General features: G+C 40.5%; 31 protein-coding genes and 1 other annotated feature. All 31 genes read right to left on the bottom strand.

What is annotated here, in order from left to right:
- Positions 1 to 10: 10 nt before the first annotated feature.
- The 31 genes from rpmD to rplA all read right to left on the bottom strand — a co-directional run bounded on the left by rpmD (position 11) and on the right by rplA (position 23,958).
- Entirely contained in the window at positions 11 to 193 is a 183-nt protein-coding gene (gene rpmD / locus LJC66_RS00635) for a 50S ribosomal protein L30 (protein ID WP_013054945.1), read from the bottom strand.
- Between the two features lie 14 nt (positions 194 to 207).
- Positions 208 to 708, bottom strand: a complete 501-nt coding sequence (rpsE, locus tag LJC66_RS00630) for a 30S ribosomal protein S5 (RefSeq protein WP_013054944.1) — start codon at positions 706 to 708, stop codon at positions 208 to 210.
- 20 nt (positions 709 to 728) lie between these two features.
- A complete protein-coding gene (gene rplR / locus LJC66_RS00625; protein ID WP_013054943.1) occupies positions 729 to 1,091 on the bottom strand; it encodes a 50S ribosomal protein L18 in 363 nt (120 codons plus the stop codon).
- Between the two features lie 32 nt (positions 1,092 to 1,123).
- Entirely contained in the window at positions 1,124 to 1,663 is a 540-nt protein-coding gene (gene rplF / locus LJC66_RS00620) for a 50S ribosomal protein L6 (RefSeq protein ID WP_013054942.1), read from the bottom strand.
- 30 nt (positions 1,664 to 1,693) lie between these two features.
- Positions 1,694 to 2,092, bottom strand: a complete 399-nt coding sequence (gene rpsH, locus LJC66_RS00615; RefSeq protein WP_028410368.1) for a 30S ribosomal protein S8 — start codon at positions 2,090 to 2,092, stop codon at positions 1,694 to 1,696.
- 30 nt (positions 2,093 to 2,122) lie between these two features.
- Positions 2,123 to 2,308, bottom strand: a complete 186-nt coding sequence (locus tag LJC66_RS00610) for a type Z 30S ribosomal protein S14 (protein ID WP_013054940.1) — start codon at positions 2,306 to 2,308, stop codon at positions 2,123 to 2,125.
- A gap of 33 nt (positions 2,309 to 2,341) precedes the next feature.
- Positions 2,342 to 2,881 (bottom strand): 50S ribosomal protein L5, encoded by a 540-nt coding sequence (rplE, locus tag LJC66_RS00605; RefSeq protein ID WP_013054939.1) that lies wholly within the window; start codon positions 2,879 to 2,881, stop codon positions 2,342 to 2,344.
- A gap of 31 nt (positions 2,882 to 2,912) precedes the next feature.
- Complete coding sequence (gene rplX / locus LJC66_RS00600; protein WP_013054938.1) at positions 2,913 to 3,224, bottom strand: 50S ribosomal protein L24; 312 nt, start codon at positions 3,222 to 3,224, stop codon at positions 2,913 to 2,915.
- Positions 3,225 to 3,273: 49 nt separating this feature from the next.
- On the bottom strand, positions 3,274 to 3,642 hold the full coding sequence (gene rplN, locus LJC66_RS00595) for a 50S ribosomal protein L14 (RefSeq protein WP_013054937.1): 369 nt from the start codon (positions 3,640 to 3,642) through the stop codon (positions 3,274 to 3,276).
- Between the two features lie 51 nt (positions 3,643 to 3,693).
- Positions 3,694 to 3,957, bottom strand: coding sequence for a 30S ribosomal protein S17 (gene rpsQ / locus LJC66_RS00590; RefSeq protein WP_013054936.1), 264 nt, complete (start codon positions 3,955 to 3,957; stop codon positions 3,694 to 3,696).
- A gap of 25 nt (positions 3,958 to 3,982) precedes the next feature.
- Positions 3,983 to 4,183 (bottom strand): 50S ribosomal protein L29, encoded by a 201-nt coding sequence (gene rpmC / locus LJC66_RS00585; RefSeq protein ID WP_013054935.1) that lies wholly within the window; start codon positions 4,181 to 4,183, stop codon positions 3,983 to 3,985.
- Positions 4,173 to 4,607 carry a 50S ribosomal protein L16 gene (rplP, locus tag LJC66_RS00580; RefSeq protein ID WP_013054934.1) on the bottom strand — a complete coding sequence of 145 codons (435 nt, stop codon included), beginning with the start codon at positions 4,605 to 4,607 and terminating at the stop codon, positions 4,173 to 4,175. The genes rpmC and rplP overlap by 11 nt, the downstream gene beginning before the upstream one ends.
- 2 nt (positions 4,608 to 4,609) lie before the next feature.
- Positions 4,610 to 5,266: a 30S ribosomal protein S3 gene (gene rpsC / locus LJC66_RS00575; protein ID WP_013054933.1), complete on the bottom strand. Its 657-nt coding sequence runs from the start codon at positions 5,264 to 5,266 to the stop codon at positions 4,610 to 4,612.
- Positions 5,267 to 5,269: 3 nt separating this feature from the next.
- Complete coding sequence (gene rplV / locus LJC66_RS00570) at positions 5,270 to 5,611, bottom strand: 50S ribosomal protein L22 (RefSeq protein ID WP_013054932.1); 342 nt, start codon at positions 5,609 to 5,611, stop codon at positions 5,270 to 5,272.
- Between the two features lie 19 nt (positions 5,612 to 5,630).
- A complete protein-coding gene (gene rpsS / locus LJC66_RS00565; protein WP_013054931.1) occupies positions 5,631 to 5,909 on the bottom strand; it encodes a 30S ribosomal protein S19 in 279 nt (92 codons plus the stop codon).
- A gap of 57 nt (positions 5,910 to 5,966) precedes the next feature.
- Positions 5,967 to 6,797 carry a 50S ribosomal protein L2 gene (gene rplB / locus LJC66_RS00560; RefSeq protein ID WP_013054930.1) on the bottom strand — a complete coding sequence of 277 codons (831 nt, stop codon included), beginning with the start codon at positions 6,795 to 6,797 and terminating at the stop codon, positions 5,967 to 5,969.
- Positions 6,798 to 6,824: 27 nt separating this feature from the next.
- Positions 6,825 to 7,112 carry a 50S ribosomal protein L23 gene (gene rplW, locus LJC66_RS00555; protein ID WP_013054929.1) on the bottom strand — a complete coding sequence of 96 codons (288 nt, stop codon included), beginning with the start codon at positions 7,110 to 7,112 and terminating at the stop codon, positions 6,825 to 6,827.
- The gene (gene rplD, locus LJC66_RS00550) at positions 7,112 to 7,735 is read right to left on the bottom strand and encodes a 50S ribosomal protein L4 (RefSeq protein ID WP_013054928.1); all 624 of its coding nucleotides are present in this window, start codon (positions 7,733 to 7,735) and stop codon (positions 7,112 to 7,114) included. The genes rplW and rplD overlap by 1 nt, the downstream gene beginning before the upstream one ends.
- A 28-nt stretch (positions 7,736 to 7,763) precedes the next feature.
- Complete coding sequence (gene rplC / locus LJC66_RS00545) at positions 7,764 to 8,393, bottom strand: 50S ribosomal protein L3 (RefSeq protein WP_013054927.1); 630 nt, start codon at positions 8,391 to 8,393, stop codon at positions 7,764 to 7,766.
- Positions 8,394 to 8,434: 41 nt separating this feature from the next.
- A complete protein-coding gene (gene rpsJ, locus LJC66_RS00540) occupies positions 8,435 to 8,743 on the bottom strand; it encodes a 30S ribosomal protein S10 (RefSeq protein ID WP_013054926.1) in 309 nt (102 codons plus the stop codon).
- 316 nt (positions 8,744 to 9,059) lie between these two features.
- Positions 9,060 to 10,250 (bottom strand): elongation factor Tu, encoded by a 1,191-nt coding sequence (gene tuf / locus LJC66_RS00535; protein WP_013081371.1) that lies wholly within the window; start codon positions 10,248 to 10,250, stop codon positions 9,060 to 9,062.
- A 116-nt stretch (positions 10,251 to 10,366) separates the two neighbouring features.
- Entirely contained in the window at positions 10,367 to 12,445 is a 2,079-nt protein-coding gene (gene fusA / locus LJC66_RS00530) for an elongation factor G (protein WP_028410367.1), read from the bottom strand.
- Between the two features lie 57 nt (positions 12,446 to 12,502).
- Positions 12,503 to 12,973, bottom strand: coding sequence for a 30S ribosomal protein S7 (rpsG, locus tag LJC66_RS00525; protein ID WP_013054923.1), 471 nt, complete (start codon positions 12,971 to 12,973; stop codon positions 12,503 to 12,505).
- A 50-nt stretch (positions 12,974 to 13,023) separates the two neighbouring features.
- Positions 13,024 to 13,446 carry a 30S ribosomal protein S12 gene (gene rpsL, locus LJC66_RS00520; protein ID WP_013054922.1) on the bottom strand — a complete coding sequence of 141 codons (423 nt, stop codon included), beginning with the start codon at positions 13,444 to 13,446 and terminating at the stop codon, positions 13,024 to 13,026.
- 99 nt (positions 13,447 to 13,545) lie between these two features.
- Positions 13,546 to 13,794, bottom strand: coding sequence for a 50S ribosomal protein L7ae-like protein (locus tag LJC66_RS00515; RefSeq protein WP_013054921.1), 249 nt, complete (start codon positions 13,792 to 13,794; stop codon positions 13,546 to 13,548).
- A 131-nt stretch (positions 13,795 to 13,925) separates the two neighbouring features.
- Entirely contained in the window at positions 13,926 to 17,519 is a 3,594-nt protein-coding gene (gene rpoC, locus LJC66_RS00510; RefSeq protein WP_013081369.1) for a DNA-directed RNA polymerase subunit beta', read from the bottom strand.
- Between the two features lie 62 nt (positions 17,520 to 17,581).
- The gene (gene rpoB / locus LJC66_RS00505; RefSeq protein WP_013081368.1) at positions 17,582 to 21,145 is read right to left on the bottom strand and encodes a DNA-directed RNA polymerase subunit beta; all 3,564 of its coding nucleotides are present in this window, start codon (positions 21,143 to 21,145) and stop codon (positions 17,582 to 17,584) included.
- A gap of 245 nt (positions 21,146 to 21,390) precedes the next feature.
- On the bottom strand, positions 21,391 to 21,993 hold the full coding sequence (locus LJC66_RS00500) for a class I SAM-dependent methyltransferase (RefSeq protein ID WP_028410366.1): 603 nt from the start codon (positions 21,991 to 21,993) through the stop codon (positions 21,391 to 21,393).
- 112 nt (positions 21,994 to 22,105) lie between these two features.
- Positions 22,106 to 22,468 (bottom strand): 50S ribosomal protein L7/L12, encoded by a 363-nt coding sequence (rplL, locus tag LJC66_RS00495; protein WP_013054917.1) that lies wholly within the window; start codon positions 22,466 to 22,468, stop codon positions 22,106 to 22,108.
- A 44-nt stretch (positions 22,469 to 22,512) separates the two neighbouring features.
- On the bottom strand, positions 22,513 to 23,013 hold the full coding sequence (gene rplJ, locus LJC66_RS00490) for a 50S ribosomal protein L10 (RefSeq protein ID WP_013054916.1): 501 nt from the start codon (positions 23,011 to 23,013) through the stop codon (positions 22,513 to 22,515).
- A 40-nt stretch (positions 23,014 to 23,053) separates the two neighbouring features.
- Positions 23,054 to 23,197, bottom strand: a sequence feature (ribosomal protein L10 leader region).
- Positions 23,198 to 23,262: 65 nt separating this feature from the next.
- Positions 23,263 to 23,958 carry a 50S ribosomal protein L1 gene (gene rplA / locus LJC66_RS00485; RefSeq protein WP_013054915.1) on the bottom strand — a complete coding sequence of 232 codons (696 nt, stop codon included), beginning with the start codon at positions 23,956 to 23,958 and terminating at the stop codon, positions 23,263 to 23,265.
- Between the last annotated feature and the right edge of the window lie 89 nt (positions 23,959 to 24,047).

Raw genomic sequence — 24,047 nt, 5'->3', positions numbered from 1 at the left:
CAATTTATACTTATTGCTCTTTTACTGTAACAAGGTGAGCTACTTTGTTAATCATTCCGCGAATTGCAGGATTATCGTCTTGAACGACAGTTTGATTTAACTTACGTAGGCCAAGTGTACGAACAGTTACACGTTGATCTTCTGGACGACCAATTACGCTACGAGTAAGGGTAATTGCTAGTTTGTTTGCCATTCTATATCCCTCCCTTATCCTAACAGTTCTTCTACAGTCTTGCCACGTAGTTTTGCAACATCTTCAGCACGTTTTAGGTTAGCTAAACCGTTAAGAGTTGCACGTACCATGTTGATTGGAGTGTTTGAACCTAAAGATTTAGATAGAATATCACTTACTCCACCCAATTCTAGTACCGCACGAACTGGGCCACCAGCGATAACTCCTGTACCTTCAGAAGCAGGTTTTAAGAAAATTTGACCTGCACCAAATTGTCCAAGGATTTCGTGTGGAATAGTTGTACCAACCATAGGTACAGTAATTAAGTTTTTCTTCGCATCTTCAATTGCTTTACGGATTGCATCTGGTACCTCTTGTGCTTTACCAGTACCGAATCCAACGTGACCGTTTTTGTCACCAACTACAACTAATGCAGCGAAGCGGAAACGACGTCCACCTTTCACAACTTTAGCTACGCGGTTAACGGTAACAACACGTTCTTCAAGCTCTAATTTATTTGGATCAATACGACGCATGATTTTCCCTCCTTTTACAATTAGAATTGTAATCCAGCTTCACGAGCAGCGTCAGCTAATGCTTTAACACGGCCATGATATAAATAACCGCCACGGTCGAATACTACTTCGTTTACACCTTTTTCTACTGCGCGTTTAGCGACTAATTCGCCAACTTTGATAGCAGCTTCAGTGTTACCAGTGCTTTCTAAAGTCAGGTCTTTATCTAACGTTGAAGCACTTGCGATTGTTACTGAATTTAAATCGTCGATAACTTGTGCGTAAATATGTTGATTAGAACGGAACACGTTTAAACGCGGACGAGTTGCAGTTCCAGATAACTTCGCACGAACACGAGCATGTCTTTTTTTACGAACTTTGTTTTTATCAAGCTTCGTGATCATTTCGGGCACTCCTTTCTTTTACCTAACCGGCATTACTTCTTAGCAGTTTTACCTTCTTTACGACGTACATATTCGCCTTCGTAACGAATACCTTTACCTTTGTAAGGCTCTGGTGGACGAACGTCACGAATATTTGCAGCTAATGCACCTACGCGTTCTTTATCAATACCTTTAATAACGATCTTAGTTTGAGAAGGAACTTCGATTTCGATTCCTGTTTCAGGAGTAATCTCAACTGGGTGAGAGTATCCAACGCTCAATACTAATTTGCTACCAGATTTTTGTGCACGGTAACCTACACCGACTAATTCTAAACCACGTTCGAATCCTTTAGTAACACCTTCAACCATGTTACCTAAAAGGCTACGAGTAGTTCCGTGAAGAGCGCGGTGCTCTTTATTGTCACTAGGACGATTAACAACTAATACGTTGTCTTCAACTTTAATTTCGATTTCAGGGTGGAATGTACGAGTTAATTCACCCTTTGGTCCTTTTACAGTTACAGTGTTGCTCTCGTTCGTAACTGTAACACCTGCTGGAAGTTCTAAAGGCTTTTTACCAACACGTGACATAGTTACACCTCCATTCACATTTAAAACTTATTACCAAACGTACGCTAATACTTCTCCACCAGCTTGCTTTTGACGAGCTTCTTTGTCAGTTAAAACACCTTGAGAAGTAGAAACGATTGCGATACCTAAACCGTTAAGTACACGTGGTACTTCGTTATTTTTTGCATAAACACGTAGACCAGGTTTACTGATACGTTTTAAGCCTGTAATTACACGTTCGTTATTTGAACCGTATTTTAAGAAGATACGGATAATACCTTGTTTGTTGTCTTCGATGTATTCTACATCACGTACGAAACCCTCACGCTTAAGGATTTCTGCAATTTGCTTCTTAATGTTAGAAGCAGGAACTTCAATTTTCTCATGACGAACCATGTTCGCATTGCGGATACGAGTTAGTAAATCTGCAATAGGATCAGTCATTACCATATTAATTTACCTCCTTCCCAAACTTGGGTTTTACCAACTAGCTTTTTTAACACCAGGAATTTGACCTTTATAAGCAAGCTCACGGAAACAAATACGGCAAAGCTTGAATTTACGTAGTACTGAGTGTGGACGTCCACAACGTTCGCAACGTGTATACTCTTGTACTTGGAATTTTTGCTGGCGTTTTTGCTTCGCAATCATTGATTTTTTAGCCACATTTTCGCCTCCTCTGCTTAACGTTGGCAGTTATTACTTCTGGAATGGCATACCGAACTGAGTTAAAAGCTCACGAGCTTCTTCATCAGTGTTTGCTGTTGTAACAATAACGATATCCATACCACGAACTTTAGTTACTTTATCATAATCGATCTCTGGGAAGATCAATTGTTCTTTAACACCTAACGTGTAGTTTCCACGACCATCAAATGCTTTTTTAGATACACCACGGAAATCACGCACACGTGGAAGTGATACTGATACTAGTTTATCGAAGAATTCGTACATACGCTCGCCGCGTAAAGTAACTTTCGCACCGATTGGCATACCTTCACGAAGACGGAAACCAGCGATAGATTTTTTCGCACGAGTTACAACAGGTTTTTGACCAGTGATTTCAGCTAGTTCTTCAACAGCGTTATCTAAAGCTTTTGAGTTAGAAACAGCATCACCGATACCCATGTTGATTACGATCTTGTCGATTTTTGGCACTTGCATTACAGATTCATAATTAAACTTGCTAACTAGAGCAGGAGTAATCTCTTTTGTAAATTTCTCTTTAAGACGGTTCATGTGAACTAAACCTCCCTTCACATTTCATTAATTATTTATCTAAAGTTTCACCAGATTTTTTTGCTACACGTACCTTTTTGCCATCGATAACTTGGTACCCAACACGAGTTGGCTCACCAGATTTAGGATCCAACGGCATTACGTTTGATACGTGGATAGGTGCCTCTTGGCTAACGATTCCACCTTGTGGATTTACTTGAGAAGGTTTAGAGTGTTTTTTCACAACGTTCACACCTTCAACAAGTACACGGTCTTTCTTTGGGAAAGCTGCAAGTACTTCACCTTGCTTACCTTTGTCTTTACCAGAGATAACCACTACTTTGTCGCCCTTTTTAACATGCATCCTATTCGCACCTCCTTAAAAGGCATTTTGTATTTGTTCTATATATCAATTAGATAACTTCTGGAGCTAATGATACGATCTTCATGAAGTTGTTATCACGTAATTCACGAGCAACTGGTCCGAAGATACGAGTACCACGTGGTCCTTTGTCGTCACGGATGATTACGCAAGCATTTTCGTCGAAACGGATGTAAGAACCGTCAGTACGGCGAACACCACTTTTTGTACGTACAACAACAGCTTTAACAACGTCACCTTTTTTAACAACGCCTCCTGGTGTTGCTTGTTTCACCGTACAAACGATAACATCACCAATGTTTGCTGTCTTGCGACCTGAACCACCAAGTACTTTAATAGTAAGTACCTCACGTGCACCAGAGTTGTCTGCAACTTTTAAACGAGATTCTTGTTGAATCATGTACGAAACCTCCCTTCGGATGAATCATTCTTATCCGATCTATCTTAACTATTAGATGATAACAGCTTTTTCTACAACTTCTACTAGACGGAAACGTTTAGTAGCTGATAACGGACGAGTTTCCATGATCTTCACGATATCGCCTAGTTGAGCTGTATTGTTTTCATCGTGAGCTTTGAATTTCTTTGAGTATTTTACACGCTTGCCATAAAGCGAATGCTTTTTGTAAGTTTCAACAAGAACAGTAACAGTCTTATCCATTTTGTCAGAAACTACGCGGCCAGTGTAAACTTTACGTTGGTTGCGTTCACTCATTCTGAAAGCCTCCTCTCAGACTTAATTATTTATTAGCAGCAATCTCTCTTTCACGAACTACAGTTTTCATACGAGCGATCGATTTGCGCACTTCGCGAATACGAGTAGTATTCTCTAATTGTCCAGTCGCTAATTGGAAACGAAGGTTAAACAACTCTTCTTTTAAAGCCTTAACTTTTTGTTCAATTTCAGCAGTGGTAAGGTCACGAATTTCATTAGCTTTCATTAGAATCACCACCAATTTCTTCACGTTTTACAAACTTACATTTTACAGGTAGCTTGTGTGCAGCTAAACGTAAAGCTTCACGTGCAACCTCTTCAGATACACCTGAAATTTCAAACATTACTTTTCCAGGTTTAACAACTGCTACCCAACCTTCAGGAGCACCTTTACCAGAACCCATTCGGACTTCTAGAGGCTTAGCAGTATAAGGTTTAGAAGGGAAAATTTTAATCCATACTTTACCGCCACGTTTCATGTAACGAGTCATTGCGATACGAGCAGCTTCGATTTGACGGTTTGTAATCCAAGAAGCTTCAGTAGCTTGTAAACCGAATTCACCGAAATGTACTTCCGTACCACCTTTAGCGCGTCCACGCATTTTTCCGCGGTGTTCGCGACGATATTTAACGCGTTTTGGTAATAACATAATTATTTTCCTCCTTCCTCAGTTTTCTTTTTAGTAGGAAGAACCTCTCCACGATAGATCCATACTTTCACACCAAGTTTACCATAAGTAGTATCTGCTTCAGCGTGAGCATAGTCAATATCAGCGCGAAGTGTATGAAGTGGAACTGTACCTTCACTGTAATATTCAGAACGAGCAATATCAGCGCCGCCTAAACGACCAGATACCATTGTTTTGATACCTTGTGCGCCAGCACGCATGCTACGTTGGATAGCTTGCTTTTGAGCACGACGGAATGATACACGGTTCTCAAGTTGGCGAGCAATGTTTTCAGCTACTAGTTTAGCATCTAAATCTGCTCGTTTAATTTCAAGGATGTTAATGTGTACACGCTTGCCTGTTAATTGGTTAAGAGCTTTACGAAGTGATTCTACTTCAGTACCACCTTTACCAATTACCATACCAGGTTTTGCAGTGTGGATCGTTACGTTTAAGCGGTTAGCAGCGCGTTCGATTTCAACTTTAGAAACAGCTGCATCGTTTAAACGTTTAGCGATATATTCACGTACTTTTAAGTCTTCATGTAATAAGTCAGCGTAGTCTTTGCCAGCGAACCATCTTGATTCCCAATCACGGATGACACCGACGCGAAGACCGACCGGATTTACCTTTTGACCCATGAATTATCCCTCCTTCTTTTCTGATACCACGATTGTGATGTGGCTTGTGCGCTTGTTAATTTGGCTTGCACGTCCCATAGCGCGTGGACGGAAACGTTTTAAAGTTGGACCTTCGTTAACAAAAGCGTCAGTAATAACTAAATTGTTAGCGTCCATTTCATAATTGTGTTCTGCATTGGCAATAGCAGATTTTAATACTTTCTCAACGACTGGAGAAGCAGCCTTTGGCGTGTGAAGTAGCACTGCTAGCGCTTCACCCACTTGCTTACCTCGAATTAAATCTACAACTAAACGAACTTTACGAGGAGCAATACGTACTGTTCTCGCGACAGCTTTAGCTTGCATTTAAAAGCCTCCTCTCATATTAGCGTCTTGTTTTCTTATCATCACTTGCGTGACCTTTGTAAGTACGAGATGGTGCGAATTCACCAAGTTTGTGACCTACCATGTCTTCAGTAACATAAACTGGTACATGTTTACGACCGTCATATACAGCAATTGTATGACCAATGAACTGAGGGAAGATAGTTGAACGACGAGACCAAGTTTTTACTACTTGCTTGCTGTCAGTTTCGTTTAACTTCTCAATTTTGTTGATTAAATGGTCATCTACAAAAGGTCCTTTCTTTAAGCTGCGACCCATAAATGAACCTCCCTTCGTGATTGTCCTACGGTTCGTTTGAACCGTAGCTCAATCCCGTTATTTTTTACGACGACGAACGATAAATTTATCGGATTTGTTTTTCTTCTTACGAGTTTTGTAACCAAGTGTTGGTTTACCCCATGGACTCATTGGAGACTTACGTCCGATTGGAGCACGTCCTTCACCACCACCGTGTGGGTGATCGTTAGGGTTCATTACAGAACCACGTACAGTTGGACGGATACCTAACCAACGAGAACGACCGGCTTTACCGATGTTGATTAACTCGTGTTGTTCGTTACCAACTTGACCTACAGTTGCACGACAAGTTGCAAGAATCATGCGTACTTCACCAGAAGTTAAACGTACTAATACGTATTTACCTTCTTTACCAAGTACTTGAGCAGATGTACCTGCAGAACGAACTAATTGTCCACCTTTACCAGGTTTCAATTCGATGTTGTGTACTACTGTACCAACAGGAATGTTAGCTAAAGGAAGCGCGTTACCTACTTTAATGTCAGCTTCAGGACCTGACATAACTTCTAAACCTACTTTTAGGTTTTTAGGAGCAAGGATGTAACGTTTTTCACCATCAGCATAATGAATTAATGCGATGTTAGCTGAACGGTTTGGATCATATTCGATTGTAGCAACGCGTCCAGGTATTCCATCTTTATCGCGTTTAAAATCGATGATACGGTATTGACGCTTGTGCCCACCACCTTGGTGACGAACAGTCAATTTACCTTGGTTGTTACGACCACCTTTTCTCTTGACAGGTGCAAGTAACGATTTTTCTGGTTTGTCAGTAGTAATTTCAGCGAAATCAGAAACTGACATGCCACGACGACCATTTGAGGTTGGTTTATACTTTTTAATCGCCATCTCAATTTCCCTCCTTCTCTAGTAATCTTAAGCTTCGAAGAATTCGATTTCGTTGCTCTCTTGAGTTAGTGTTACTACCGCTTTACGACGACGGTTAGTAAGACCACTGTAGCGACCTACACGCTTGAATTTACCTTTGTAGTTCATGATGTTTACTTTTTCAACTTTTACGTCAAAGATTTTTTCGATAGCATCTTTAACCTCAGTTTTATTAGCTCTTACATCAACATCAAACGTATATTTTTTCTCAGCCATTAAGTCTGTTGAACGTTCTGTAATTACGGGGCGCTTAATAATATCACGAGGATCTTTCATTATGCAAGCACCTCCTCTACTTTTTCAACTGCGTCTTTAGTGATTACAAGCTTATCATGGTTCATAACGTCTAATACGCTTAAACCATTAGCTGCAACAACTGTTACACCAGGAATATTACGTGCTGAAAGTGCAACGTTTTCGTTAAGATCAGCAGTTACTACTAATGCTTTGCGTTCTACTGTTAGGTTTTTAAGAACTGCTACCATTTCTTTTGTTTTTGGAGCATCAAAAGAAAGAGCTTCAAGAACAACGATGCTGTTATCTTGAACTTTAGTTGATAATGCAGACTTAATTGCTAAACGACGAACTTTTTTAGGTAATTTGTAGCTATAGCTTCTTGGAACTGGACCAAATACTACGCCACCGCCACGCCATTGTGGAGAACGGATAGATCCTTGACGAGCACGACCAGTACCTTTTTGACGCCATGGCTTACGGCCACCGCCTCTTACTTCAGAACGATTTTTAACTTTAGAAGTACCTTGACGTTGAGATGCGCGTTGCATTACGATCGCGTCGAAAAGTACTTTGTTGTTTGGTTCGATACCGAAAACGGCATCTTGAAGTTCGATTTCTCCAACGTTTTCACCGTTTTGGTTAAACAATGCTACTTTTGGCATTGGTTATTCCTCCTTTCTCGAAGAATTATTATTTAGATTTAACTGCAGATTTAACAGTAACTAGAGATTTTCTAGCTCCTGGCACGTTACCTTTTACTAATAAAAGATTGCGTTCTGCGTCAACTTTAACGATTGATAAGTTTTGCACAGTGATGCGCTCTCCACCCATGCGTCCTGGTAATAATTTACCTTTGAATACGCGGTTTGGAGCTACAGGACCCATTGAACCTGGGCGACGGTGGTAGCGAGAACCATGAGACATAGGTCCGCGAGATTGTCCGTGGCGTTTAATAGCACCTTGGAAACCTTTACCTTTTGAGATTCCTGTTACATCAATTACATCGCCTTCTGCGAAAATATCAACCTTGACTTCTTGACCAACTTCATATGCTGAAGCGTCCACACCGCGTAACTCACGGATGAAGCGCTTAGGAGCAGTATTAGCTTTAGTAGCATGTCCTTTTGCAGGTTTGTTAGATAGTTTTTCACGGATATCTTCGAAACCTAATTGGATTGCTTCGTAACCGTCTGTCTCAGCGTTTTTAACTTGAAGAACTACGTTAGCAGAAGCTTCAATTACTGTTACTGGGATCAAGTCACCATTTTCAGCAAATACTTGAGTCATACCGATCTTTCTTCCTAAGATTCCTTTGGCCATTAGTCACACCTCCTAAGTATCTTTTCATTCTTTATTTTAAATTAAAGTTTAATTTCGATATCTACACCAGATGGTAAGTCTAAACGCATTAATGAATCAACAGTTTGTGGTGTTGGATTCACGATATCAATTAAGCGTTTATGCGTGCGCATTTCGAACTGCTCACGAGAATCTTTATATTTGTGTACTGCACGTAGAATTGTATAAATTGATTTTTCAGTCGGTAATGGAATCGGACCAGATACAGCCGCACCAGAACGTTTTGCAGTTTCTACGATTTTCTCAGCAGATTGATCAAGAATTCTGTGATCATATGCTTTTAAACGAATGCGAATTTTTTCTTTTGCCATTATTTTCCCTCCTTTTTCGCCTATTTTACAATAGACATTCTCCGCGGAAATTTCCCCACACTCGCCATGGCAAAGCGGCCGGGTGTGTCGGCAACCTTCCGCATCATCGCAGTCAAAGACCAACATTTTTATTATACTAAAAATGGGTTCATATTGCAACAATAAAGTTAAAAAACTTTTTTATGTGTCGCACACTTTTTTCATTATATATAAAAGGAGATCATTTTGCAAGTGTAATAGTAAAAACTATCTTTACCTTTTATCACCAAATAAAAAAGGGAGTAGGTTACCCTACTCCCTTTACTGAAACGAGAAATTACTCGCTGATTTTAGCTACAACGCCAGCGCCTACTGTACGTCCACCTTCACGGATTGAGAATTTAGTACCTTCTTCAATCGCGATTGGAGCGATAAGTTCAACAGTCATTTCGATGTTGTCGCCAGGCATTACCATTTCTACGCCTTCAGGTAAGTTACAAATACCAGTTACATCAGTTGTACGGAAGTAGAACTGTGGACGGTAGTTTGTGAAGAATGGAGTGTGACGTCCACCTTCGTCTTTAGAAAGAACGTATACTTCAGCAGTAAATTTAGTGTGTGGAGTGATTGAGCCTGGTTTAGCTAATACTTGTCCACGTTGGATTTCTTCACGTGCTACACCACGAAGTAAAGCACCGATGTTGTCGCCAGCTTCAGCATAGTCAAGAAGCTTACGGAACATTTCTACACCTGTTACAGTAGTAGATTTTGGCTCTTCAGTTAAACCGATGATGTCGATAACGTCACCAACTTTAACTTGTCCACGCTCTACACGACCTGTAGCAACTGTACCACGACCAGTGATTGAGAATACGTCCTCAACTGGCATCATGAATGGTTTTTCAGTGTCACGTTCTGGAGTTGGGATGTACTCATCAACAGCGTCCATAAGCTCGATGATTTTAGCTTCCCAATCAGCTTCGCCTTCAAGAGCTTTAAGAGCAGAACCTTTGATTACTGGTACATCGTCACCAGGGAAGTCGTATTCAGAAAGAAGGTCACGTACTTCCATTTCTACTAATTCAAGTAGCTCTTCGTCGTCTACCATGTCACATTTGTTTAAGAATACAACTAGGTAAGGTACACCTACTTGACGAGAAAGAAGGATGTGCTCACGAGTTTGTGGCATTGGACCATCAGCAGCAGATACTACTAAGATACCGCCATCCATTTGAGCAGCACCAGTGATCATGTTTTTAACATAGTCAGCATGTCCTGGGCAGTCAACGTGTGCATAGTGACGAGTGTCAGTTTCGTACTCAACGTGTGCAGTTGAGATTGTGATTCCACGCTCGCGCTCTTCTGGAGCAGCGTCGATCATGTCGTAAGCCATTGCTGCACCTTTACCACTTTTCTTAGCAAGAACAGTAGTGATAGCAGCTGTTAAAGTTGTTTTACCATGGTCAACGTGACCAATTGTACCGATATTGGCATGTGTTTTTGAACGGTCGAATTTTTCCTTAGCCATTCGAAAATCCTCCTTAAAATTCATGTAGTTTATGTTTTATGAGGCCGTGAAAGGGAATGAGCTCCACTTTCACAGCGTACATAAGTAGTTATACTTCAATAAAGAGTGAAAATCAATTATTCACCTTTATTTTTTTTAATAATTTCTTCTGAAATTGATTTAGGAACTTCTTCGTAGTGATCGAAGTGCATAGAATATGTTCCGCGACCTTGAGTGTTTGAACGTAATGCAGTTGCATAACCAAACATTTCAGAAAGTGGAACGAATGCACGTACAACTTGAGCGTTACCGCGTGCTTCCATACCTTCTACACGTCCACGACGAGACGTAATGTCACCCATGATATCTCCTAAGTATTCGTCAGGGATAACAACTTCAACCTTCATCATTGGTTCAAGGATAGCTGGGCTACATTTTGATACTGCGTTTTTAAGAGCCATAGAAGCGGCAATTTTAAACGCCATCTCACTTGAGTCAACGTCATGGTAAGATCCATCAACTAAAGCAGCTTTGATATCGATTAATGGATAACCAGCAACAACACCGTTTTGTAATGCATCTTCAAGACCAGCTTGAACTGCAGGGATGTATTCACGTGGAACTACACCACCAACGATTTTGTTCTCAAATTCAAAGCCTTTTCCTTCTTCGTTAGGTTCGAACTCAATCCAAACGTGACCGAATTGTCCACGACCACCAGATTGACGAGCGAATTTACCTTCAACTTTCGCACCAGCGCGGAAAGTTTCACGGTAAGCTACTTGAGGAGCACCAACGTTTGCTTCTACTTTGAATTCGCGACGCATACGGTCAACGATGATATCAAGGTGAAGCTCACCCATACCAGAGATGATGATTTGACCAGTCTCTGTATTAGTTTCCGCACGGAAAGTTGGATCTTCTTCTTGTAACTTTTGAAGAGCTGTAGTCATTTTATCTTGGTCAGCTTTTGATTTTGGCTCAACAGATAAAGAGATAACTGGCTCTGGGAATTCCATAGACTCAAGAATTACAAGACTCTTTTCGTCACATAGAGTATCACCAGTAGAAGTATCTTTTAATCCTACAGCTGCCGCGATATCTCCAGCGTATACTTCAGAAATCTCTTCACGAGAGTTAGCGTGCATTTGTAGGATACGACCTACACGCTCACGCTTACCTTTTGTAGAGTTTTTGATGTATGAACCAGAGCTTAGTACACCAGAGTACACACGGAAGAATGTTAATTTACCAACATAAGGGTCCGTCATAACTTTGAACGCTAATGCTGAGAAAGGAGCGTTGTCGCTAGACTCACGCGTAACTTCTTCTTCTGTGTCAGGTACGATACCTTGGATTGCTGGTACATCTACTGGAGATGGTAGGTAGTCAATTACTGCATCTAGCATTAATTGTACACCTTTGTTTTTGAATGCTGAACCACAGATAACTGGGTAGAATTCAACGTCACAAGTACCTTTACGGATACCAGCTTTTAGTTCTTCAACTGTAAGCTCGCCTTCGTCTAAGTACTTCATCATTAATTCTTCGTCAAGTTCTGCAACAGCTTCTACTAAGCTTGCACGGTATTCTTCAGCTTGCTCTTTGTATTCCTCAGGAATTTCACGAGACTCTGAACGAGTACCTAAGTCATCTTCGTAGAAGTATGCTTTCATTTCCACTAGGTCAATGATTGCTTCGAACTCATCTTCAGCACCAATTGGCAACTGAATTGGGTGAGCATTTGCACCTAAACGATCGTGGATCGTTTTTACAGAGTACAAGAAGTCAGCACCAATTTTGTCCATTTTGTTAACGAATACGACACGGGGAACACCGTACGTAGTCGCTTGACGCCATACTGTTTCTGTTTGAGGCTCAACACCAGATTGAGCATCAAGAACTGCCACAGCGCCATCAAGTACACGTAATGAACGCTCAACTTCAACAGTGAAGTCTACGTGTCCAGGAGTATCAATGATGTTAACGCGGTGACCTTTCCAAGAAGCAGTTGTCGCAGCAGACGTGATAGTGATACCACGTTCTTGCTCTTGCTCCATCCAGTCCATTTGTGAAGCTCCTTCATGAGTTTCACCAATTTTATGGATACGGCCAGTATAATAAAGAACACGCTCAGTTGTTGTTGTTTTACCAGCATCAATGTGAGCCATGATCCCAATATTACGAGTGTTTTCTAAGGAGAACTCTCTTGCCATCTTAGGTATTTCTCCTTCCATATTATAATTTGTTTTTTAAAAAGTTTCGTTAAAAGATTACCAACGGTAATGAGCAAATGCTTTGTTAGCTTCTGCCATTTTGTGAGTATCTTCACGTTTCTTAACTGCAGCACCAGTGTTGTTAGCTGCATCAAGGATTTCGTTAGCTAAACGCTCTTCCATCGTTTTTTCTCCACGAAGACGAGCATAGTTTACTAACCAACGAAGACCTAAAGTAGTACGACGCTCTGGACGTACTTCTACAGGAACTTGGTAGTTAGAACCCCCTACACGGCGTGCTCTAACTTCTAGTACAGGCATGATGTTTTTAAGAGCTTGGTCGAATACTTCCATAGCTTCTTTACCACTGCGCTCTTGTACTAAATCGAATGCTCTATAAAGAATAGCTTGTGACTTACCGCGCTTTCCATCAAGCATCATTTTGTTGATTAAGCGAGATACAAGCTTAGAATTGTAAATCGGATCTGGTAATACGTCTCTTTTTGCAACAGGTCCCTTACGTGGCATTCTACTTCCTCCTTTCACTTTTAAAAGTTTATCTATTAATTGTTAAGCTATTATTTTTTAGCTGCTTTTGGTCGCTTAGTACCATATTTAGAACGACCTTGCATACGGCCATCCACACCAGCAGTATCAAGTGCACCACGTACGATATGGTAACGTACCCCTGGTAAATCTTTTACACGTCCACCGCGGATAAGTACCACGCTGTGTTCTTGTAAGTTGTGACCAATACCTGGGATATAAGCTGTTACCTCGATACCGTTTGTTAAACGTACACGAGCATATTTACGAAGAGCCGAGTTCGGTTTCTTCGGTGTCATAGTACCCACACGTGTACATACACCACGTTTTTGTGGAGAAGATTGGTTAGTTTGAGCTTTTTTGAAGCTGTTGTAACCTCTGTTTAAAGCAGGTGAGTCAGATTTTTTACCTTTACTCACACGACCATTACGGATTAATTGGTTAATAGTAGGCATTTAAATTTTCCTCCTTTCGCCTTTTGTAAGACCACACATCCAGGTGGTTCATTTTTTAGCAAAAAACAAAGTCTTTGAAACTAAAAGTTCAAAAACGTGTTAACTAATAATTGCAACAGTTGCAGCGTTAACTTCTATCCTACAAGCTTGACCAAGCTTTCGCATAGAAGGGACATACGTATACGGAACGTTTTCTTGCTGTGCCGTTTTTGCCACAATGGAGGTGACATAAAAATCAGCGTCTTCAGCAATGATGACTTCCTTTACTGTACCTTTTTTTAATGCTTTCACCGTCTGCTTTGTTCCTACAATAATATGATCAGCCTGTAATACTTTTTCATAAGACATTATCATATCCTCCAAAGTAACAGGTAGTTTATAGGAGCACCTTTGATATAGTATCATTCCCTAGAATGGATGTCAACTAACGTTTTGTAGTTTTTTAAAAAAACATCCATTCTAGAGTAATGATTTTATAATTAGTCGATTGTTACCGTTTCTTCAGCTTGGTTTTTGATCGGTTCAGCATTACGATATCTCGTCATACCTGTACCAGCCGGAACTAGCTTACCAATGATAACATTCTCTTTAAGTCCAAGCAACTCATCACGTTTTCCTTTGATTGCAGCATCCGTAAGAACACGTGTTGTTTCTTGGAATGATGCAGCAGATAAGAAGGAATCAGTTTCAAGAGATGCTTTTGTAATACCAAGTAATACAGGACGACCCGTCGCTGGACGATTGCCTTCAAGTAATACTTTTTCATTTGCATCAGTGAATTGGTGAATATCAAGTAATGAACCTGGTAATACATCTGTATCTCCTGAATCCATTACGCGCACTTTACGAAGCATTTGGCGAACCATTACCTCTACGTGTTTATCTCCAATTTCTACCCCTTGCATACGGTATACTTTTTGCACCTCACGAAGCAAGTACTCTTGTACAGCCGTGATGTCTTTTACTTTTAGTAATTCTTTAGGATCAATTGAACCTTCTGTTAATTCTTGACCACGTGCAATGCGCTGTCCTTCAATAACTTTCAGACGTGCACTGTACGGAGCTGTGTAAGAACGAGTTTCAATCTCTCCTTGAACAGTAATTTCATGTTGACGATCGCGTCCTTCAGAAATGCCGGCAATTGTACCTTCAATTTCAGAAATAACGGCTTGACCTTTAGGGTTACGCGCTTCGAAGATCTCTTGGATACGCGGTAAACCTTGAGTGATATCGTCTCCAGCAACCCCACCTGTATGGAATGTACGCATCGTTAACTGTGTACCTGGCTCACCGATAGATTGAGCAGCGATGATACCAACTGCTTCACCCACTTCAACTTCTGAACCAGTTGCAAGGTTACGACCGTAACATTTTTTACATACACCGTGGCGAGTGTTACAAGTAAATGCAGAACGAATCCATACTTCTTCAACACCAGCATCCACAATTGTTTCAGCTAGGTCTTCTGTAATTAGTTCGTTTTCTTTCACTAACACTTCGTTTGTTCCTGGGTGAAGTAGTGTTTTTCTTGCATAACGTCCAATTAGACGCTCATCAAGTTTCTCAATTTCTTCTGTTCCTTCTTTGATTGCAACAGCCAGAATACCGCGGTCTGTACCACAGTCATCATCACGTACGATAACGTCTTGTGCCACGTCAACCAGACGACGAGTAAGGTAACCTGAGTCAGCTGTTTTAAGAGCCGTATCGGCAAGACCTTTACGTGCACCATGGGTAGAGATAAAGTACTCTAATACTGTTAAACCTTCACGGAAACTAGATTTGATTGGTAACTCAATGATACGACCAGACGGGTTGGCCATTAGTCCACGCATACCTGCAAGCTGAGTGAAGTTAGATGCGTTACCACGGGCACCAGAGTCACTCATCATGAAGATTGGGTTGCGTTTGTCTAATGACGCCATTAATTTACCTTGGATAACGTCTTTCGCGCTGCTCCATACAGAGATAACACGCTCATAACGCTCATCTTCAGTAATTAAACCACGACGGAATTGTTTTAGTACGTTATCTACTTTAGCTTGCGCTTCTGTTAAGATAACTTCTTTTTCTCCTAAAACCACGATATCAGCTACACCAACTGTAATACCAGCTTTAGTAGAATATTTGAAACCTAGGTCTTTCATACGGTCAAGCATTTTAGAAGTCTCAGTAATTTTGAAACGTTTAAATACTTCAGCGATAATATTACCTAAGATTTTTTTCTTAAACGGTGCGATAGCCGGTTGATTCTTGATGAATTCCTTCACATCTGCACCTTTTTCAACAAAGTACTTCTCAGGAGTTTTCACTTCTAAGTTTTCTCTTGTTGGTTCGTTAATGTATGGGAACGATTTTGGTAAAATTTCGTTGAAAACTAATTTACCAACCGTTGTAACAAGCAACTGTTGATTTTGTGCTTCTGTAAACGTTTCGTTGTTTAAAGAACCTGCATACACACCTACACGTGTATGAAGATGCACATAACCGTTTTGGTACGCTAATAGTGCTTCATTTGTATCCTTGAACACCATACCTTCTCCAACTGCTTCTTCACGCTCAAGCGTTAAGTAGTAGTTACCTAATACCATATCCTGTGAAGGTGTAACAACTGGTTTACCATCTTTAGGGTTCAAGATATTTTGAGCAGCAAGCATTAAGATACGTGCTTCTGCTTGTGCTTCTGCAGATAATGGAACGTGAACCGCCATTTGGTCACCGTCAAAGTCAGCGTTATATGCTGTACATACAAGCGGGTGAAGACGGATAGCGCGACCTTCTACAAGCGTAGGTTCAAATGCTTGAATACCTAGTCTGTGTAGCGTTGGTGCACGGTTTAAAAGAACTGGATGCTCTTTAATAACCGATTCTAATACATCCCATACTTCAGGTTGCACGCGTTCAATTTTACGTTTTGCACTCTTGATGTTATGAGCTAAACCGCGTTCAACAAGCTCTTTCATTACGAAAGGTTTGAAAAGCTCTAACGCCATTTCTTTTGGAAGACCACATTGATACATCTTTAAGTTCGGACCTACAACGATTACCGAACGGCCGGAGTAGTCAACACGTTTACCTAATAAGTTTTGACGGAAGCGACCTTGCTTACCTTTTAACATGTGAGAAAGAGATTTTAATGGACGGTTACCTGGTCCTGTTACCGGACGGCCGCGACGACCATTATCGATTAATGCATCTACAGCTTCTTGAAGCATACGCTTTTCGTTTTGAACGATAATGCTAGGAGCTCCAAGGTCTAATAAACGCTTTAAGCGGTTGTTACGGTTAATTACACGGCGATATAAATCATTTAGATCAGACGTAGCAAAGCGTCCACCATCTAATTGAACCATTGGACGAAGTTCTGGCGGAATAACCGGTAGAACGTCTAAAATCATCCAAGAAGGTTCGTTACCAGAATGACGGAAAGCCTCTAGTACTTCTAAACGTTTAATAGCACGTGTACGACGTTGACCTTGAGCAGTTTTCAATTCTTCTTTCAAAGCATCTACTTCTTTATCAAGATCGATGTCATGCAATAATTTTTTAACAGCTTCAGCACCCATTGCTGCATGGAAAGTTTGTCCGTACTTCTCACGATACGCACGGTATTCTTTCTCTGATAAAAGCTGTTTCTTTTCAAGTGGTGTATCACCAGCATCTGTTACTACATAAGAAGCAAAATAAATGATTTCCTCTAGCGCACGAGGGGACATGTCTAAGACAAGTCCCATGCGGCTAGGAATACCTTTAAAGTACCAAATATGAGAAACAGGTGCAGCTAGCTCGATGTGACCCATGCGTTCACGACGAACTTTTGCGCGCGTAACTTCTACGCCGCAACGATCACATACAACACCTTTATAACGAACGCGCTTATATTTTCCGCAGTGACATTCCCAGTCCTTTTGTGGACCAAAAATACGCTCACAGAATAAGCCGTCTTTTTCAGGTTTTAACGTACGATAGTTGATCGTTTCAGGTTTTTTTACCTCACCGTACGACCAAGAACGAATTTTATCTGGCGAAGCTAGACCGATTTTCATATACTCAAAGTTATTTACATCTAGCAAGGAGCCTACCTCCCTTTTAATCTACAGGTTTTTTCCCTTAACGTTTATATGAAAGTAATTCCTTACTCTTTTGTGACAGGATCTTTTTGTCCTTCAGAAAGGCTTTCTTCGTTATCTGCAATAATTGATTCTGTTGGTTGCTCATGGTCCTCTTCTGAGTCCATGATATCAATTTCTTGCTCGTCAGCAGAAAGCATCTTCACATCCATACCTAAACTTTGTAGTTCTTTAATTAATACTTTGAACGATTCAGGTATGCCAGGTTCTGGAATGTTTTCACCTTTAACAATTGCTTCGTATGTTTTCACACGACCTACTACGTCATCTGATTTCACTGTTAAGATCTCTTGTAATGTGTAAGCAGCACCGTATGCTTCAAGTGCCCATACCTCCATCTCACCAAAACGCTGTCCACCGAACTGCGCTTTACCACCAAGTGGTTGTTGTGTAACAAGTGAGTATGGTCCAGTAGAACGAGCGTGAAGTTTATCGTCTACCATGTGAGCAAGTTTGATCATGTACATGATCCCTACTGATACACGGTTATCGAATGGTTCACCTGTTCGACCATCATATAGAACTGTTTTAGCATCACGAGACATGCCAGCTTCTTCGATTGTTGCCCAAACATCTTCCTCACGCGCACCATCAAATACCGGAGACGCAACGTGAATGCCAAGCTTACGAGCAGCCATACCTAGATGAAGCTCTAGCACCTGACCGATGTTCATACGAGATGGTACCCCTAATGGGTTTAACATGATGTCAATTGGCGTACCGTCTGGTAGGTAAGGCATATCTTCTTCAGGTAAAATACGTGAAATTACACCTTTGTTACCGTGACGACCGGCCATTTTGTCACCTTCAGAAATTTTACGCTTCTGAACAATATATACACGGACTAATTGGTTTACACCTGGTGGTAATTCGTCGCCATCTTCGCGATTGAAGACTTTAACATCAAGAATGATTCCACCGCCGCCGTGCGGTACACGAAGAGAAGTATCACGAACTTCACGCGCTTTTTCACCGAAAATAGCGTGTAGAAGACGTTCTTCAGCTGTTAATTCTGTTACACCTTTTGGCGTTACTTTACCAACTAAAAGATCTCCGTCTTTTACTTCTGCACCAATGCGGATGATTCCACGCTCATCTAAGTTGCGAAGCGCATCTTCACCTACGTTTGGAATGTCACGCGTAATTTCTTCAGGTCCAAGCTTCGTATCACGAGACTCAGATTCATATTCTTCAATATGAACAGACGTATATACGTCGTCTTTCACAAGGCGTTCACTCATGATGATGGCATCCTCATAGTTGTAGCCATCCCATGTCATGAAACCAACCATTACGTTTCGTCCTAAAGCAAGCTCACCTTTTTCCATTGAAGGACCGTCGGCTAAGATCTCACCTTTTACTACTTCGTCGCCAACTGAAACAATTGGACGCTGGTTGTAACAAGTACCTTGGTTAGAACGAACAAATTTTAATAGTTTGTATTGATCTAAGTTACCTTTAACTTTTTGTCCGTCTACTTCTTCATAGCGGCGAACAAAAATTTGTTTGGCTTCTACGCGCTCTACAACGCCAGGATATTTACAAATCACGGCTGCACCAGAGTCTTTACCAGATACGTATTCCATACCTGTACCTACGATTGGTGCTTCAGGATTTAATAAAGGTACTGCTTGACGTTGCATGTTCGCACCCATTAATGCACGGTTAGAGTCATCGTTCTCTAAGAATGGGATACATGCTGTAGCGGCAGATACAACTTGTTTTGGTGATACATCCATGTAGTCTAAACGATCGCGACGGATAACCGTGTTTTCTCCACGGAAACGTGCAACGACATTTTCATCTAAGAATGAACCATCATCACCTAGACGAGCGTTCGCTTGGGCTACAACATAGTTATCTTCTTCATCAGCTGTTAAGTAGTCAATTCGCTCTGTCACTTTACCTGTTTCAGGATCGATACGACGGTAAGGTGTTTCGATGAAACCGAATTTGTTTACTTTTGCATAAGAAGATAGTGAGTTGATTAACCCGATATTCGGACCCTCTGGCGTTTCAATCGGACACATACGGCCATAGTGGGAGTAGTGAACGTCACGTACTTCGAAACCAGCGCGCTCACGCGTTAAACCACCAGGTCCTAGAGCTGAAAGACGACGTTTGTGCGTCAATTCGCCTAATGGATTCGTTTGATCCATGAACTGTGATAATTGAGAACTTCCAAAGAACTCTTTAATCGCCGCAATAACTGGGCGAATATTAATTAATTGTTGAGGTGTGATTGTATTCGTGTCTTGAATTGACATTCTTTCACGAACAACACGTTCCATACGAGATAAACCGATACGGAATTGATTTTGTAACAATTCACCTACAGAACGCAGACGACGGTTACCTAAGTGGTCGATATCATCTGTGTCTCCTACTTGATGAAGCAAGTTAAAGAAGTAACTGATCGATGCTAAAATATCAGCAGGTGTGATATTTTTAACTTCTTCTGTTACATACGCGTTGCCTGATACAGTGATGATTTTTTCACCTTCTGGATCATTTGGCGCATAAATCTTAATAGATTGTAATGTAACATCGTCTTCTACTACTCCGCCAACTGGGCTGTAAGTTTTGAAGTTTACTCCACCTTCAAGCATCGGAATCAAGCGATCTAGCAGACGGCGGTCAATCATTGCGCCTTTTTCTGCAATAATTTCACCTGTTTCAGGATCAACTAATGTTTCAGCTAGCTTTTGATTAAATAAGCGATGTTTGATATGAAGCTTTTTATTAATTTTATAGCGACCTACGTTCGCTAAGTCATATCGTTTTGGATCAAAGAAGCGAGATACTAATAGAGACTTCGCATTCTCAACTGTCGGTGGTTCACCCGGACGTAAACGCTCATAGATTTCTAATAGCGCTTTTTCCGTTGTTTCCGTATTATCTTTTTCAAGCGTATTACGGATGTATTCATTATCACCGATTAAATCGATAATCTCTTGGTCAGAACCGAAACCTAGCGCGCGTAACAGCACTGTTACTGGCAGTTTACGAGTACGATCAATACGCACGTATACTACATCTTTTGCATCAGTTTCATATTCTAGCCATGCACCACGGTTAGGGATAACAGTTGCTGTATATCCTTTTTTACCGTTTTTATCAAGCTTTCCACTATAGTAAACACTTGGTGAACGAACCAACTGTGATACGATAACACGCTCAGCACCATTAATTACAAAGGTACCTGTTTCGGTCATCAATGGGAAATCTCCCATGAACACATCTTGGTCTTTTACTTCACCTGTTTCTTTATTAATTAACCGCACCTTAACACGAAGAGGTGCTGCATAAGTTACATCACGTTCTTTGGACTCTCCTACTGAATACTTTGGCTCACCTAAGCTGTAATCAATAAATTCTAGTGATAAGTTACCTGTAAAATCATCAATTGGAGAAATATCTTGGAACATTTCTCGTAAACCTTCATCTAAAAACCATTGGTATGAAGCCGTTTGAATCTCGATTAAGTTCGGTAACTCTAAAACTTCACTAATACGAGCATAACTTCTGCGTTGGCGGTGGCGTCCATACTGAACTAGTTGACCTGTCAACTGATTCACCCCTCAAATCAAGCGTTATTATTCAAAATATATAATAAACCATATGTTTATTATTGAACAAAAGAAAAATGGTCTCTTTAAATAGAAAACCACAATTTCATAAAAACGTACTATTGATTTTATTAGTTTTTCCCATATAATTCAAAATTATACCTTTTATTTTATGTATAACCCGAGCTTATATGGAATATTTATATATTGGCATTTTATAATGCTAACATACTAAAAAATATTAGTCAACATTTTTTAGCACATATGATATAATACCCTTTTTTCTTGTCTACTACTTCTACTTCATTAAATAGAGATTCTAATTTCGCAAGAGCAGATGGCGCTCCTTGCTTTTTCTGAATCACAATCCAAAGTTCTCCTTGGTCAGCAAGGTGATCTAATGATTTTTCTAGAATTTCATGAACAACTTTTTTACCCGCACGGATCGGCGGATTACTAAGAATAGCTGCAAAATTCGTTTCCTTCACATTTTCATAGCAAGAGCTTTGATAGATTGAAACATTTGATACTGAATTAACTTCAGCATTTTTTTGAGCTAGTGCTAATGCACGTTCATTAACATCAACCATATGAACGTTTCTTTGGCTGTCCTCTTTTGCAAGTGCCAACCCAATTGGGCCATATCCGCACCCAACATCCAGAAGTGGGCCGGGACTCTCGGGCATTTGAAACGTTTCAATTAACAGGCGCGATCCAAAATCGATCTCTTTTTTTGAAAAAACACCGCGGTCACTCGTAAATGAAAAAGAGGTTCCTCTCAATTCAAATGAAAAGCGCTCTTCATTACTTGCAGACAATGGTGTATTGGAAAAATAATGTTCTGTCAAAATAGAACCTCCTAATCAATATGTTCTTCTTTACTATAAATGAAAAGGATGACAGAAGCAAAAAAGCTCGCTTGTACAAGCGAGCTTTTTTATATCAGTTGTTAAGCAATAATTACTTAACTTCTACAGAAGCGCCAACTTCTTCAAGTTTAGCTTTTGCTTCTTCAGCTTCTTCTTTAGAAATACCTTCTTTAAGAGCTTTTGGAGCGTTATCAACGATTTCTTTAGCTTCTTTTAAGCCAAGACCAGTGATTTCACGTACTACTTTGATAACTTTGATTTTTTGTCCGCCAGCACTTTCAAGTACTAGGTCAAATTCAGTTTTCTCAGCAGCAGCTTCACCAGCAGCACCGCCAGCTACAGCTACAGGAGCAGCAGCAGTTACGCCAAATTCTTCTTCGATTGCTTTTACTAAATCGTTAAGTTCTAAAACAGTCATATTTTTAACTGCTTCAATGATTTGTTCTTGAGTCATTGTTAATTTCCTCCTTGTGATTGTGTTATATATAACAGACTAGATTATGCACCTTGTTCTTCTTTTTGATCTGCCACAGCTTTTGTAGCAAGAGCAAGGTTGCGAATTGGAGCTTGAAGCACGCTAAGCAACATAGAAAGTAAGCCTTCGCGAGATGGTAGTTCTGCAAGTGCTTTAATTTCTTCAACAGATGCAACATTACCTTCAATTACACCAGCTTTGATTTCTAACGCTTCGTGTTCTTTCGCGAAGTTGTTTAGAATTTTAGCTGGAGCAACAACATCTTCTCCACCAAATGCGATTGCATTTGGACCTACTAACGCATCATTAAGATCTGTTAGTTCAAGTTTTTCTACAGCACGGCGAGTTAAAGTGTTTTTGTAAACTTTGAACTCAATGCCTGCTTCACGTAATTGCTTACGAAGTTCAGTAACTTCAGCAACATTCAAACCACGGTAGTCAACGACAACTATTGAGTTACTCGCTTGAAGTTTTTCAGCAATTTCGTCTACGACTTGTTTCTTTTGTTCAATTACGTTGCTCATCTTTACACCTCCTGTAGATTTCCTTCCGTACACTCAGACAAGGTGCAATAAAAAACCTCCATGACAATAAAGACATGGAGGTGTAGTAAGCGAACCATAACGTTTCACTAATTTATCTCACACACCTCGGTAGGGAATTAAGCTTTGCAGCACCTACTGTCTACGGTACAAATGTTATTCTTTTTAACAACATTATCTATTATAATCAGGGACTCCCAAAAAGTCAACACCGATTTATTTCCAAATTTATTAAGCAGAGAATGAAGCAGTATCAACTTTGATACCAGGGCCCATTGTTGAAGTAACAGCTACGTTCTTCATGTATGTGCCTTTTGCTGCTGCCGGCTTAGCTTTTACCATAGTTTCGAAGATTGTAGTGAAGTTTTCAACTAACTTGCTCTCTTCGAAAGATACTTTACCGATTGGTACGTGGATGTTACCAGCTTTATCAACGCGGTATTCTACTTTACCAGCTTTGATTTCGTTAACTGCTTTTTGAACATCAAATGTTACTGTACCAGTTTTAGGGTTTGGCATTAAACCTTTAGGTCCTAATACACGACCAAGTTTACCAACTTCACCCATCATGTCTGGAGTAGCTACGATTACATCGAACTCGAACCAACCTTGTTGGATTTTGTTGATGTAGTCAGCATCGCCAACGTAGTCAGCGCCTGCAGCTTCAGCTTCTTTAGCTTTTTCGCCTTTAGCGAATACTAATACACGTTGAGTTTTACCTGTACCGTTTGGTAGTACTACTGCACCACGAATTTGTTGGTCAGCTTTCTTAGGGTCAACTCCTAAACGGAATGCTACTTCTACAGTTGCATCAAATTTAGTTGTGTTTGTTTTCTTTACTAATTCAATCGCTTCTTGTACTGAATAAGTTTGTGTACGATCTACAAGCTTAGCAGCTTCAACGTACTTTTTACCTTTTTTAGCCATTTTTGTTTCCTCCTTATGTGGTTTTAACGGAATAACCTCCCACTAATAAAGGTTGCGAGCATAGGAAAACTTCCATTTCTCGCAACCTT

The sequence above is a fragment of the Priestia sp. TSO9 genome, assembly GCF_021029645.1.
GTDB lineage: Bacteria > Bacillota > Bacilli > Bacillales > Bacillaceae_H > Priestia > Priestia megaterium_E.
Note: the sequence above shows the minus strand (reverse complement) of the source record. Positions and strands in the feature narration are given on the sequence as shown.

Coding starts and splice junctions, on each gene's coding strand:
- rpmD (WP_013054945.1), bottom strand. CDS start 193: ATGGCAAACAAACTAGCAATTACCCTTACTCGTAGCGTAATTGGTCGT.
- rpsE (WP_013054944.1), bottom strand. CDS start 708: ATGCGTCGTATTGATCCAAATAAATTAGAGCTTGAAGAACGTGTTGTT.
- rplR (WP_013054943.1), bottom strand. CDS start 1,091: ATGATCACGAAGCTTGATAAAAACAAAGTTCGTAAAAAAAGACATGCT.
- rplF (WP_013054942.1), bottom strand. CDS start 1,663: ATGTCACGTGTTGGTAAAAAGCCTTTAGAACTTCCAGCAGGTGTTACA.
- rpsH (WP_028410368.1), bottom strand. CDS start 2,092: ATGGTAATGACTGATCCTATTGCAGATTTACTAACTCGTATCCGCAAT.
- rplE (WP_013054939.1), bottom strand. CDS start 2,881: ATGAACCGTCTTAAAGAGAAATTTACAAAAGAGATTACTCCTGCTCTA.
- rplX (WP_013054938.1), bottom strand. CDS start 3,224: ATGCATGTTAAAAAGGGCGACAAAGTAGTGGTTATCTCTGGTAAAGAC.
- rplN (WP_013054937.1), bottom strand. CDS start 3,642: ATGATTCAACAAGAATCTCGTTTAAAAGTTGCAGACAACTCTGGTGCA.
- rpsQ (WP_013054936.1), bottom strand. CDS start 3,957: ATGAGTGAACGCAACCAACGTAAAGTTTACACTGGCCGCGTAGTTTCT.
- rpmC (WP_013054935.1), bottom strand. CDS start 4,183: ATGAAAGCTAATGAAATTCGTGACCTTACCACTGCTGAAATTGAACAA.
- rplP (WP_013054934.1), bottom strand. CDS start 4,607: ATGTTATTACCAAAACGCGTTAAATATCGTCGCGAACACCGCGGAAAA.
- rpsC (WP_013054933.1), bottom strand. CDS start 5,266: ATGGGTCAAAAGGTAAATCCGGTCGGTCTTCGCGTCGGTGTCATCCGT.
- rplV (WP_013054932.1), bottom strand. CDS start 5,611: ATGCAAGCTAAAGCTGTCGCGAGAACAGTACGTATTGCTCCTCGTAAA.
- rpsS (WP_013054931.1), bottom strand. CDS start 5,909: ATGGGTCGCAGCTTAAAGAAAGGACCTTTTGTAGATGACCATTTAATC.
- rplB (WP_013054930.1), bottom strand. CDS start 6,797: ATGGCGATTAAAAAGTATAAACCAACCTCAAATGGTCGTCGTGGCATG.
- rplW (WP_013054929.1), bottom strand. CDS start 7,112: ATGAAAGATCCTCGTGATATTATTAAGCGCCCCGTAATTACAGAACGT.
- rplD (WP_013054928.1), bottom strand. CDS start 7,735: ATGCCAAAAGTAGCATTGTTTAACCAAAACGGTGAAAACGTTGGAGAA.
- rplC (WP_013054927.1), bottom strand. CDS start 8,393: ATGGCCAAAGGAATCTTAGGAAGAAAGATCGGTATGACTCAAGTATTT.
- rpsJ (WP_013054926.1), bottom strand. CDS start 8,743: ATGGCAAAAGAAAAAATTCGCATTCGTTTAAAAGCATATGATCACAGA.
- tuf (WP_013081371.1), bottom strand. CDS start 10,250: ATGGCTAAGGAAAAATTCGACCGTTCAAAAACACATGCCAATATCGGT.
- fusA (WP_028410367.1), bottom strand. CDS start 12,445: ATGGCAAGAGAGTTCTCCTTAGAAAACACTCGTAATATTGGGATCATG.
- rpsG (WP_013054923.1), bottom strand. CDS start 12,973: ATGCCACGTAAGGGACCTGTTGCAAAAAGAGACGTATTACCAGATCCG.
- rpsL (WP_013054922.1), bottom strand. CDS start 13,446: ATGCCTACTATTAACCAATTAATCCGTAATGGTCGTGTGAGTAAAGGT.
- LJC66_RS00515 (WP_013054921.1), bottom strand. CDS start 13,794: ATGTCTTATGAAAAAGTATTACAGGCTGATCATATTATTGTAGGAACA.
- rplL (WP_013054917.1), bottom strand. CDS start 22,468: ATGACTCAAGAACAAATCATTGAAGCAGTTAAAAATATGACTGTTTTA.
- rplJ (WP_013054916.1), bottom strand. CDS start 23,013: ATGAGCAACGTAATTGAACAAAAGAAACAAGTCGTAGACGAAATTGCT.
- rplA (WP_013054915.1), bottom strand. CDS start 23,958: ATGGCTAAAAAAGGTAAAAAGTACGTTGAAGCTGCTAAGCTTGTAGAT.